The organism is Kribbella sp. NPDC050124 (genome assembly GCF_044460355.1).
GTDB lineage: Bacteria > Actinomycetota > Actinomycetes > Propionibacteriales > Kribbellaceae > Kribbella.
The window spans coordinates 24,279-36,041 of the sequence record NZ_JBITJU010000045.1 but is presented as its reverse complement, the minus strand read 5'-3'; the positions used below and the strand labels follow the sequence as shown (position 1 = coordinate 36,041).

Below are 11,763 nucleotides of genomic sequence, written 5' to 3'. Positions count from 1 at the left end.
TCGAGAACGGCAAACTCGTCGAACGACCCGACGAATCAGGAGGTGATCAACAAGCTGCGTGACACGCCAATCCACAGGTCTTGACTATTCCTCCGATCGCGAGAACACTCCCTTGTAGTAGCGATCCACGTACTCGTACGCCATCTCGTGGCTGCACCGGGGGCAGGTTCCACTCAGCCGGACCCCCCGTGCTGTCTGAGTTGCGTGGCAATTCTTGATGAAGTCAGCCGCGAATCCAGGCTCGGTGACTTCCTCGAACGGCCAAACCTGCGGAGCAGCATCGGCCATGACCCGACCTTCCTGACCCGCGCTCACGGTCCCGTATGTGTGAAAGGTGTCCAAAGATGCGGTGCGTCCATCGACGACTCGCGGAGATTGCGGACGGCATCATGCAGTGCGACCGCCGACAGCTGCGGACGGAGTGCTCCCTCCACCGCGATGCGACGGTAGACGTCTGTGAAGACAGTTGCAGACGCGTCCTCATGCACCGACCAGAGCGTCGCCACCACATGCCGGTAACCCATGTAGTGCAAAGCCGCGGCCAGCGTGATGGCTTCGTCGAGCAGTTCGATGCCGCCCATCGCCGTCTTGCACGCGGACAGGCCCGCATAGTCCCCGTGGAAACGTTCGGCACTGATATCGGCGATCGTCAGCATTCCGTCGTGAAGCCACAGACCACCGCTGGACGGGTCCAGGAGATCCTGGTCGCCGTGACAGTTGAAATGGACCCAGGAGTGGTCGGCCAGGCCGGCGCGGACCGCGTCACGTGTCGCCGCGTCGTCGGTGAGCTCCGTACACGTGTCTGGCAGCAGCTTCTGCAATGTCTTGCGTTCGGCATCGGTTGTCAGCGGCACCTGTCCGGCTGCGTGCCCGACCGACACCACGAGCATCCGCTCCGGAACGTCGGACTCAGTCGACGACCACGACGTGGCCCACCTCGAGGAGCGCTCGAAGCGTCGGAGTGTACGACGAGACCACCCGATCCAGCACTGTCCTCGGAGGTCCGGCGGCAGGCGCTCCGTGATAGCCGGCCGCATGGATCGGAAGCACGGTCAGCCGGTCGGGCACCACCACACCCGTGGCCAGGACTCGGTTTCCCCCGCCGGTGTATCCGAATACCCGAGCTCTGCCAGCACCGGCTCGGCAATGGAATCCCACATCCAGGCTTGGGGCTCGACAAGCATGTCATCAACGGCGGTCTCTGCGAGACTCAACGCCTCGATCGCGCGCCGGTACCGGACAGTCGCCGATCTAGGTGCGTCGGGTACGGCCGCAGCTCCGGCGGCGATTACTTCACGGTCGGCGTCCTCGACCGCACGCAGTCTGGTCAGGTATTCGTTCGCCCGCTGTGTGGTTCCCTCCAGCGTCAGTCGCTCCAGCGCCACGCTGGTCACGCCTTCGGGCTGGACGATCAGAGCGTCGCAGCGCCAACGACTCACGTTGACCACCACGATCGGTCCGCCCTGCGCAGCCGGTAGAAGATCCTCGATCTTCGGTGGACGTAGGAAGTCCTCGAAACCCTTGAGCTTGCGGACTTCCTCGACCAGTTCGTCCCACTCACGTGTCAGCGCCATGCGGCGATCGACGACGTTGTCGTCCGCGAATTCCTGCGACACCACTCCCCCAGCCGGCCCCTAGTCGGCAACTGCATCCCCGCGCTGAGTATGGCACCAGCTGCGGCCGATCGCTACCCTCCGTAGCATCGACGGCGCAGGTCCTAGTGCTCGCGGACTGCCTGCCGCACCTGCTGCAAGCGTCCGGCGAGGTCTGGTGCGGCCGCGGCGACTGCATCCAGGTCGCGGCGCCGGTTCAGGATGCCGGACCAGATGACGGCTCGGCCGGCATCGTTGAGTTCCAGTGCGCCGCGTGTTGTCTGTCGACACCGCTGCGGCGACGGCCGACTGGCAGAGATCGGAGACTCCGGACAGCCGGAACTCCTGGTCGTTCCGGCTGACGCCGGGCCAGGCAACAACGGGGAGCAAGGGTCGATCGCCGTCTCACAGGCGGACAAAGCCACCTGGAGATCCCTGTCCTCGATCGTCGCCGCTGCCAGCAACCGCGCTGCTTCGAGCCGGACCAACGGCTTGGCCGTCGGATGGTCGACAGTGCTCCGCAGCCAACGTGTCGCAGTCGCCAGATCCGCCGGCTGCTCGGTCCGACTCCACCTCGCGAGGCGGATCTGCGCGGCGATGGTCGAGTACTCGGCATGGTCGGCGTCATCGGCCGGCAGTCGATCGAGGTCAGCAGTCGAGATGCGCTCCGCATGCTGCAAGTGCGTGCCATCGCCGGTGAGTGCAAAGATCACCAGGTGCGCCCGGGCCAAACCGATCGCAGCCCAAGGCCACAGCGCTGTACCCTCGGCCTCTTCGGCAACCGCTTCCAGTTCGGGCACCGCCTTGCTGGTGGTTCATCTGGCGGCGGCGTTCTCCGCGCAGGTTCCGTCGTACGCGCGGGTGCACCGGGACGCACTGCGGCGATGGTGGTTGCCGGCGGCAATCGCCGTCCTGCTGGTGCCGGTCGTCGCGATCGCGGCCGCGCTGGTGCAGGGGGCGGACGTGCCGGGCTCGCTGCTGGTCAAGGTCGGCGCGCTGCTGCTCGCCACGGCGGTCATCTGGTTCGCCTCCGTCCAGAAGCTCCGCCGCGACTGATCAGTACTTCTCGCCGAAGGTCGAGATGACCTCGTCGGACCACGGCATGCTGATCGCGTTGGGCCCGAGGAGTTGCATCGCAGACATGACCGTGAGCAGCATGCCGGTGGACAGGAACTCGCGCGCTTCCACCGGCGACGCGCCGGTCAGGTCTCGGACCAGCTGATAGATGCTGCCGAAGCCCTCGCGGACGCAGTCGCCGATGACCGGGTCGCCGCTGGCGGAGAAGCCCTGCAACAGGACGAGTAGCAGCTCGGGCTCGGCCAGCAACCGTTCGAAGTTGTGGGCGAGACTGGCGAGCTCGGGCGACTCCTCGGCCGCCTCGCGGAGGATCTGCTCGATCCGCTCACAGACACTCTGTACGGCGGCCAGGAACAGCTGCTGCTTGGTGCCGAACAGGCGGATAACGTAGGGCTGCGAGACCCCCGCCATCCGGGCGATCTCGTCGGTCTTGGTGCCTTCGTACCCGGACGCGCCGAACGCCTGTACCGCTGCTCGCAGCACCTCGTCCCCGCGCTCCTTGGCGGTCAGCCTGACCCTCGTCGCCATGGGTTTCTCCTTCCGTCCCTTGACATGTTATCAGTCGATGCATACTTTGGTCCCTACTCGAGTTGTTATCAGTCAATAACAACTAGGAGCCTGAGATGACGACGACAGCTCTCGAGGACCGGGAACTGACACCACCGCGGACCAGGAAGTACGGGCTCGGAGCCGTCCTGGTCGCGGTCGGGATTCCGGCCTTCATTGTCAGCCTGGACAACCTGGTGGTGACGAACGTGCTGCCGGTGATCAAGCACGGGCTCGGCGCGTCGCTGGCCGACCTGCAGTGGTTCGTGAATGCCGACAGCGACAGCGGCACCGCGGCGCCAAGCTCGAATCCGGGCTCGAATCCGACGTCGGCGCCGGCGAACGGCGTACTCACGAAGACCAGTGATGTCCCGGTCGGTGGTGGGTGATCATTGGCGCCAGTCAGGTGGTGGTCACCCAGCCGAAGGCCGGCACGTTCAAGGGGTTCAGCTCGATCTGCACCCACCTGTAGTGTTAGCTCGCCAGCGTGGAGGGCGGTACGATCAACTGCAACTGCCACGGCAGCAGGTTCAACATCAGCGACGGTTCGGTCGTCAACGGCCCGGCCACGCAGCCGCTGCCGGCCAAGCCGATCGCGGTCCCGGCCGAGGTCAAGGCGGCCACCGCCGTGTCCTACCAGCGCAAGCTGATCGAGCTCCGGTACGCGATCGCGGTCGAGAGCGAACTGACCAAGAGCGAGATCCTCGAGCGCCACCTGAACCTGGTCAACTTCGGCGACGGCACGTACGGCGTCCAGGTCGGCTCCCGGTAACCGCTGCGAGTCTGCGATCAGTCTCCCGGCAGCCCGGAATTGATTGCCTCGATCAACTTCGGCCGCAGCTCGGCCGCCGTGATCACCTCGTCCACCGACCCGACCTCGGCCGCCCGCTGGATGCTGTGTACACGGTCGAACTCGGTCGCCACCTCACCCAGTTTCTCGGCCCGTACGGCGGTGCGCACCTCGGCCAGCTCGGTCGCCAAGGCGGCCCGCTCGGCGCCGCTCGCCGCACCGACCCGCTCGGCCAGCGACGCGACCCGCGGGTCGGAAGCGGTCCGGGAGTTGACCTCACCGGCGAACACGACCGCAGCCGCCGGCGCGCCGCCGATCACCGACGCGAACGAGCCCTCGACCGCGAGCACCGTCATCGACGGGTTCAGCGCCTTGGAGAACACCACGAACGCGCCGCCGTGGTAGCGCGAGACCACGCAGAACACGATCGGGCCGTCGAAGTTCACGATCGCCCGGCCGATCTCGGCGCCGTACTCCAGCTGCAGGTTCCGCATCGAGTCCGGTGAGCCGTCGAAACCGGACAGGTTGGCCAGCACGACCAGCGGCCGGTTCCCGCTGGCCGCGTTGATCGCGCGGGCCGCCTTCTTCGACGACCGCGGGAACAGCGTGCCCGCGGTATAGGTGTCCGGGCCGTCGGTGGGCGGGAAGCCGCGACGCGGCACCGACCGGGACTCGATCCCGAGCAGACAGACCGGGTACCCGCCGAGCCGCGCGTCCTGCACCACCGCAGTGTCCGCGTCGGCCATCCCGGCCCAGCGCTCCAGCACCGGGTGGTCCTGATCGGTGACGGACCGCATCAGCGTACGGATGTCGAACGCCTTCTTGCGCTCCGGGTTGGTCACGGCCGAGAAGATCTCGCCGACGATCCGGAAGTCACTGCCCGCGACGTTGTGCGGGTACGTCGTCACGTCGCGATCCACCGGGTCCGACGTCTCGGCCCGGCGCGGACCACTCTCCCCCGGTACGACGTACGTGTGGTCGTAGTACGCGATCAGCACGTCCCGCGCACCCTTGAGGTCAGGCGCCCAGTACTGCGCCTGGCCGTTCGGCCCCATCACCCGGTCGTAGCCGCCGATACCGTAGTTGTCCTCCGCGGAGACACCGCCGGAGAAGTCCAGCGACTGTTTGCCGGTCAGCACCATCGCGCTGTCCGGCGTCATCACCAGGATGCCCTTGGTGTGCATCAGCATCGTCGCCTCGGCGTTCCAGTACGGCTGCGCGCCGACGTTGATGCCGGCCACGACGATGTTGATCTCACCGCCGTCCTGGGTGAACTCGACGATCCGCTTCAGCGCCTTCGCCACCCAGTCCATGTTCTCGGTGCCGGAGTCCATCGAGATCCGGGCCCCGGCCGACAGCGAGTACCACTCCACCGGCACCTGCAACTGCTCGGCCAGGTCGAGCGCGGCGATGATCCGCGAGCACTCAGGCTCGGCGACCGCGCCGAGCGCCTTGGTCGGGTCACCGCTCAGCGCGACCCGGGTGACTCCCTCCGGGTGCCGAGGGGTCGGCGTACTGACCACGCCGAGGATGACCCCGGCCTTGTTCAGTCCGCGCGGCCGCTCGACCGGGACCAGGTTGCCGCTGTCGTCGAGATCGTGCTCGACGAACGTGCCGCCCGCACCGGCGACCATGCCGCTGACCTCGTACGGGTAGATCGTGTTCCGGCGGCGGGACCGCTGCACCTTCTGCGCGTAGTCGTCGAGCGGCATCAGGCGCTCGGTCGGCGGCTGCTCCACCGACGTCACGACACCCGCACCATGCTGGTAGTAGAACCGCGCAGCGAGCAGGTTGACCGAGTCGTCCGGCGTCGCCACCCGGCCCTGGACCAGGACCTCCTCGATCCCGGCGCCGGCGGTCAGCGGGGCGATGTTGCGGCGCAGCGCGGTCAACTCGTCGACCTGGGCCTTGATCTCGGGCCAGATGTGCACCCAGACGTGGTTCATGTCGAGCTTGGCCCCGGCCGCACCACGCTCGGTGCGAGCCCGGCGGATCGCCTCCAGGCAGTTCGCGATCGCCCGCTCCGCGTGCGGCAGCGAGGTCACCTGACCCTCCTCGTCCCGGACCACCGCGAACTGGCGGACCTGCGCGAGCGCGACCAGGCGCTGGTCGGCCTCGTTGTCGCGCCCCACGCAGTAGTACAGGAGCACGTCCTCGGGCGCCTCCAGCCGGGTGATCCGGAAGTCGCGCAGCCGCCACAGGTTCAGGCGGCGGCCGACCATCGGGTGCACGCCGCGGACGTTGTCGTCCTCGGCCACCGAGCCGCCGGCCGGGCGGTAGGTGAAGTACGACACCGGGAGATCCTCACCGGGAGCGATCGCCACCGAGAACCGCCGTACCCGCTGGGAGATCGGCAGGTCGGCGACCATCCGCCGGTACCGGTCGGAGGCCTCCTGCTGCGAATCGGACAGCTCCTGACCGTAGAGATACAGCTCGACCACGGCCTCGTGACCGGCCAGGCGGGCGTCAATCTGCGCGGTGAGCGCCCGGGACAAGCCGCTGTTCGGGTCGGCGAGCTCGGCCACCGTGCCGACGGTCGTGACCAGGTGGCTCGGACGGTCGTCGATCGTGTAGTCGGCGGTCGCGAACGGCCGCCCGTCGACGGCGAACTCGCGCAGGTCGTGCAGCTCGTACTCGCGGTAGTGCCGGCGGATCAGCACCTCGAGCATCGGCTCCCGCTCGCCCCAGCCACGTTCCACCCGCTGGGCGAGGAACCGGACGATCGGCTCGGGGATCGCGGCCAGCGCGTCGACGCGCTGCTGCCGGTCCGGGACATCCGGGTTCGCGGCCAGGTCCGCGACCTCGTCGCCGACACCGGCGATGATCGTCGCCCGCTCCGCATCGACCAGCGGCTGGTCGAACCACCGGAACCGGACGCTCCGGGCCAGGTCACCGACCACCGGGAACCGCAGCTGCGTGGCCAGCACCAGCCGGTCCAGCAACTCGTGCGCAGCCTCGTCGATCGGCGCGTCCGGCCGCGGCTCGGCAATCCAGCGCTGCAGCACCGACGTCACCAGCACTACATCGGGAGTCGACCGCTGCTGCGCGAGGAAGATCCGGAACACGGCCTCCTCGACCTCGCTGCTGCGTTCGAGATTGGTCACGCCATAGTGACTGAGCACCCGGCCCAACCGGCCTTGGAACTCGGCCGGCAGCGCACCCCGGTCCGGGTCGAGACTCTGCAGGTAAGTGTGGAAGTGCTCGCGCGGACTGTGCACCCGGTTCTCGATGCTGGTGTCCGTCCCAGCCGGCCGGTTGCGGCTCAACTCGGCGAAGTCCGCGAATACCGTCAGCAGATCGACCTCTGCACCCACTGGCGGCTGAGGCAACTCTCCCCGCGCGACCAGGTAATCGGCCAGCATGCCGCCCTCGTCCTGCGGATCGATGTCGAACCCGAGCAGCATGCTGCGCAGATCGTCCAGCCCCCGCTCGACCCGCTCGGCCGCGGACTTCTCCCCCGACCCGTTCGGCAGATCCAGCTGTACGCCGTTCTCCACCGCAGCAGCCGCTTCCGCACCGCCTTCATCGGCCGCCGGCTCCAGCCGAACCAGCGGCGCACCGGTCTCCACCTGAGTCCCGGTGGCGACGAGCAGTTCCTTCACGGTGGCCTTGAACGGCGCGTACAGCACCGTCTCCATCTTCATGCTCTCCAGCACCAGCACCGGCGCCCCGGACTCGACCTCTGCGCCGCTCTGCACCGGCGTCGCCACCACGAGCGCCGGCGCGGGCGAACGCAGCACGCCGCCCTCGTCGCGACTCACGCGGTGCGTCACACCGTCCACCTCGACCAGGTGCACCGGCCCGTGGGTCGCGGTCACCAGCCGGAACCGCTGCCCACCGACCACCAGGCGGCCCGTGTAGTCGTGCAGCCGCTCCAACTCGGCGTCCACCACCTTGAGATGGTCGTTGCCGTTCCCGACGCCGACCCGGAACCGTTCCGGCCCGATCCGCGCCACCGTCACCCGGTAGCTCGCGCCACGCAGCTTGAGGTCGATCGCGCGACCCACCTCGTGCTGCACCTGCGGCCGGCCGCCGTGCGCGGTCTCGAGCAGACGCGTCCGCTCCACCCGCTCGGTGTCCTCGTACCCCTCGATCGCGGCCGCGACCAGCGCGACACCGGAGTGCCGGTGGGACACTAACCGGCCCTCGCCGCGGACCCGGTCGATCCAGCCGGTGTCGGCGCTGCCGTCGATCACCTCGGGCTGGTCCAGCAGGTCGAGGATGAAGCTCTTGTTGGTCGCACCGCCCTCGATCAGCACCGTGGTCGCCTGCATGGCCCGCCGCAGCCGCGCCAGCGCCTCGTCCCGGGTGCGGCCGTAGCCGATGATCTTCGCGATCATCGAGTCGAAGTCGGCCGGGATGCTGTCCCCCGCGCTCACCCCGGTGTCTACCCGGATCCCGGGCCCCGCGGGCAGATCGAGTACGACGATCCGCCCGGGCGACGGCGCGAAATCACGATCCGGGTCCTCAGCGTTCAGCCGGGCCTCGACCGCGTGGCCGCTCTCGACCGGCTTGGCACCCTCCAGCCGGCCGCCGTTCGCGACGTGCAACTGGGCCTTGACCAGGTCGAACCCGGTCGTCAGCTCGGTGATCGGGTGCTCCACCTGGAGCCGGGTGTTCACCTCGAGGAACGCGAACGACTTCTCCCCCGGGTGGTACAGGAACTCGACCGTCGCCGCGCCCTTGTAACCAACGGCGAGCGCCAGCCGCTCGGCCGAGGCCTTGAGATCGTCGACCTGCGACGCGGACAGCAGCGGGGACGCGGACTCCTCGATCACCTTCTGGTTCCGGCGCTGCACCGAGCAGTCCCGGACACCGAGCGCCCAGGCTGTTCCCTGGCCGTCGGCGATCACCTGGACCTCGACGTGCCGCGCACCGGTGACGAGACGCTCCAGGAACACCACGCCACTGCCGAACGCACGGGCAGCCTCTTCACTGGTCCGCGCGTACGCATCGGACAGCTCGTCGGCGGAGCGGATCACCCGGATGCCCCGGCCACCGCCGCCGGCCGTTGCCTTGAGCATCAAGGGGTAGCCGATCCGCTCGGCGGCCCCGAGCGCCGCATCCAGCGACTCGACCGGTCCCCGGCTCCACGGCGCGACCGGTACGCCGACCTCCTCGGCGATCAGCTTGGACCCGATCTTGTCGCCGAGCTTGCGCATCGCCTCCGGCGACGGACCGATGAACGTGACACCGATCCGCTCGCACAGCTCGCCGAACGCCGGGTCCTCGGCCACGAACCCCCAGCCGACCCAGGCTGCGTCGGCCCCCGTCTCGCACAACGCCCGCTCCAGCAGGGCGAGATCCAGGTACGGGCGCGCGGACGCCGGGCCGAGCGGGTAGGCGATGTCGGCCTCCCGGACGAAGGTCGCCGTACGCTCGCCGTCGGTGAACAGCGCCACGGTCTCGATCGGGTCACCGCCCTCGGCGTTGACCTCGCGGACCGCGTTGATCAGCCGCATCGCGGCTTCACCGCGGTTCACTATCGCGATACGCTTGAACATAGACCGCCTCCGTGTCTCACCCTGCGCCTCACCGACAGGCCCTTTTGGATCGCAAAACGCGGCCGTCGCGGGCACAGGATCTAAACGGGCGTCGATAACGGTGGCTCTCCTTGCGGGATTGACTCGTTGACACCCTTCCGTCGAGCCAGCCCCTCAAAATGTCAGTCCTAGTCCTCGACGCGGTCACTCGTTGCCGCGGCCTTCTCCCCGGTCGGCCCCAGCCGGGCGCGGGATCCCGAGAGCACAGATTGCACCGAAGGCGACGACGGCGACGCCGACCCACACCGCCGGGATCAACCCGTCGACGAAGTCCTGCGGGGTGGCGGTGCTGCCGTACGTCACGAACACCGTGCTGAGTATCGCGATTCCGAGGGCACCGCCCACCTCTCGGACGGTGGTGTTCGCGCCCGAGGCCTTGCCGGCGTGATCGCGGCGTACGGAACCCAGAACCACTGCGGCGGTCGGCGCGAACACGAATCCCATGCCGGCGCCGGCGACGATCATCGGTCCGACCAGGTCGGTGTACGGCGTGTCGACGCCGGCCACCAAGTTGATCCAGCCCAGGCCGACCGCTTGGAGGAACAGCCCGAGCGCCATCAAGCGACCGCCGCCCACGCGGTCGGTGAGAAGTCCGGCCACCGGGGCGATGAACATGGGCACCAGGGTCCAGGCCAGCGTCCGCACGCCGGCCTCCAACGGTGTGCGTGCCGGAGTGATCTGGAGGTACTGTGCGAGCAGGAACAGCGAACCGAATACGCCGAAGTACATGCTCGCCGACACCACGTTTGCCAGACTGAACGACCGTACCCGGTAGAACCCGAGCGGCAGCATGGGCTGAGCCGCGCGGCGTTCCCATCCAACGAAGAGGGCCAGCAGCATGAGACCCACCGCTAACGCGGCGAGAACCCCCCGCGAGGTCCAGCCGTCCGGCTCGCCGTGAACGATGCCCCAGACGACGGCCAGCAGGCCCGCTGCAGCGAGCAGCATGCCCAGCAGGTCGAGACCGGCTTCGGCAAGGCGGCTCTCGCGAAGCGTTGTCAGCGCGAGCGGGATCGCGATTACTCCCACCGGCACGTTGATCCAGAACATCCAGTGCCAGTCCAGACCTTCCACAATGGCGCCTCCGACGACAGGGCCCATCGCGATGGCCAGACCGCTCACGCCGGACCAGAGTCCGAGCGCCAGGCTGCGCAGCTTGTCCGGCATCGCATGCGAGAGCAGGGTCAGCGACAGCGGCATGACGGCTGCCGCGCCGAAGCCTTGTACCGCCCGAAACGTAATCAGCTGAGCGCTGGTGTCAGCGAGCCCACAGCCGATCGACGCGAGCGTGAACACCGCGATACCGATGACGAACACGAGCCGGCGACCGAACCGGTCACCGAGTGCGGCACCCGTCATCAGCAGGCAGGCGAAGCTCAGCACGTACGCGTTGACGAACCATTGCAGGGCTTGGGTGGACGCGTTCAGGTCCAGCGCGAGGGTGTGCAGTGCAGTCGAGACGACGAGGTTGTCCAGCGCGACCATGAACATGGGCAGGCTGCACGCGACGATGCACAACCACAGGGGCGCTCGACGTGCCGACGTCGCGACTGCCGCAGCGGTCGAGTCGGTCGCGGATCGGTCTTCGGACAGGGTCATTTGACAGCTTCTCCTCGAGCGGCCGGGTTTTCACGCGGACGTGTGTCTTCTGAGTCACGCTTCACGATGACTGGCGGGGTTACGGAAAGCTGAATCGATCAGGCGCCGGCCTTGTCGTGGTCGGCGCGCTCCTGTTCCTGGATCCGCCGCTTGGCCTCCGACCAGCTGATGGGAAGGTTCTCGACCGACGTCTCCCAGAACGTGAAGACGGATTCCCGCATGGTCGGGCGCAGACCGACCATGATGGATTGGTGTGGCTCGGTCTTCGCATAGGCGTAGAGGGCGTCCTTGTCCTGCCAGGCCGACAGTGTCCAAAACCTGCGCTTCCCCAGGTCTGCGATCAGCGACGCACCGACCCCACCGCGGGTGCCGAGCACCTGACGCCACGCGGCGAGTGAACGCAGGAAGAACCGCGGAACATCTTTGAACGAACGCACATCGAGGCGTGAGGCCATCACCAGCACCACTGTGCCAGGCGGCGGTTTGCTGATGGACTTCCACGGCAGCGTGGGCACAGTGGGCCTTCCTCGGGTAGGTGTCCAATTGACGAGTAGCACTATCCATACTAGACAGTGGAACTATCCAATCGCCAGTGAGCGAGCAATCTCGGTTGATG

Annotated in this window: 10 protein-coding genes; 3 read left to right on the top strand and 7 right to left on the bottom strand. The window is 67.9% G+C overall.

Features of this window, described 5'->3' with window-relative positions; all coding sequences use genetic code 11:
- Positions 1-311: 311 nt before the first annotated feature.
- The 3 genes from ACIBL3_RS45775 to ACIBL3_RS45765 all read right to left on the bottom strand — a co-directional run bounded on the left by ACIBL3_RS45775 (position 312) and on the right by ACIBL3_RS45765 (position 2,392).
- Positions 312-890, bottom strand: a complete 579-nt coding sequence (locus ACIBL3_RS45775; RefSeq protein WP_396360332.1) for a CHAT domain-containing protein — start codon at positions 888-890, stop codon at positions 312-314.
- A gap of 162 nt (positions 891-1,052) precedes the next feature.
- Positions 1,053-1,616, bottom strand: coding sequence for a hypothetical protein (locus tag ACIBL3_RS45770; RefSeq protein WP_396360331.1), 564 nt, complete (start codon positions 1,614-1,616; stop codon positions 1,053-1,055).
- Positions 1,617-1,717: 101 nt separating this feature from the next.
- On the bottom strand, positions 1,718-2,392 hold the full coding sequence (locus ACIBL3_RS45765; RefSeq protein ID WP_396360330.1) for a hypothetical protein: 675 nt from the start codon (positions 2,390-2,392) through the stop codon (positions 1,718-1,720).
- Positions 2,393-2,402: 10 nt separating this feature from the next.
- Between ACIBL3_RS45765 and ACIBL3_RS45760 the strand changes: the two genes are divergently transcribed.
- Positions 2,403-2,648, top strand: a complete 246-nt coding sequence (locus tag ACIBL3_RS45760) for a hypothetical protein (RefSeq protein WP_396360329.1) — start codon at positions 2,403-2,405, stop codon at positions 2,646-2,648.
- On the opposite strand, the gene ACIBL3_RS45755 is transcribed toward ACIBL3_RS45760, so the two are convergent.
- On the bottom strand, positions 2,649-3,197 hold the full coding sequence (locus ACIBL3_RS45755; RefSeq protein ID WP_396360327.1) for a TetR/AcrR family transcriptional regulator: 549 nt from the start codon (positions 3,195-3,197) through the stop codon (positions 2,649-2,651).
- Positions 3,198-3,292: 95 nt separating this feature from the next.
- Here ACIBL3_RS45755 and ACIBL3_RS45750 point away from each other — a divergent pair, with 95 nt between their 5' ends.
- Positions 3,293-3,604 carry a hypothetical protein gene (locus ACIBL3_RS45750; RefSeq protein WP_396360326.1) on the top strand — a complete coding sequence of 104 codons (312 nt, stop codon included), beginning with the start codon at positions 3,293-3,295 and terminating at the stop codon, positions 3,602-3,604.
- 98 nt (positions 3,605-3,702) lie between these two features.
- A complete protein-coding gene (locus tag ACIBL3_RS45745) occupies positions 3,703-3,987 on the top strand; it encodes a transglycosylase domain-containing protein (RefSeq protein ID WP_396360325.1) in 285 nt (94 codons plus the stop codon).
- 17 nt (positions 3,988-4,004) lie between these two features.
- Here the strand turns inward: ACIBL3_RS45745 and ACIBL3_RS45740 are convergent, their stop codons facing one another.
- From ACIBL3_RS45740 to ACIBL3_RS45730, 3 genes are all read right to left on the bottom strand, one after another.
- Positions 4,005-9,509: a carboxyl transferase domain-containing protein gene (locus ACIBL3_RS45740; RefSeq protein WP_396360324.1), complete on the bottom strand. Its 5,505-nt coding sequence runs from the start codon at positions 9,507-9,509 to the stop codon at positions 4,005-4,007.
- 183 nt (positions 9,510-9,692) lie between these two features.
- Positions 9,693-11,147 (bottom strand): MFS transporter, encoded by a 1,455-nt coding sequence (locus ACIBL3_RS45735; protein WP_396360323.1) that lies wholly within the window; start codon positions 11,145-11,147, stop codon positions 9,693-9,695.
- Between the two features lie 98 nt (positions 11,148-11,245).
- Positions 11,246-11,662: a hypothetical protein gene (locus ACIBL3_RS45730; protein WP_396360322.1), complete on the bottom strand. Its 417-nt coding sequence runs from the start codon at positions 11,660-11,662 to the stop codon at positions 11,246-11,248.
- Positions 11,663-11,763: the final 101 nt, after the last annotated feature.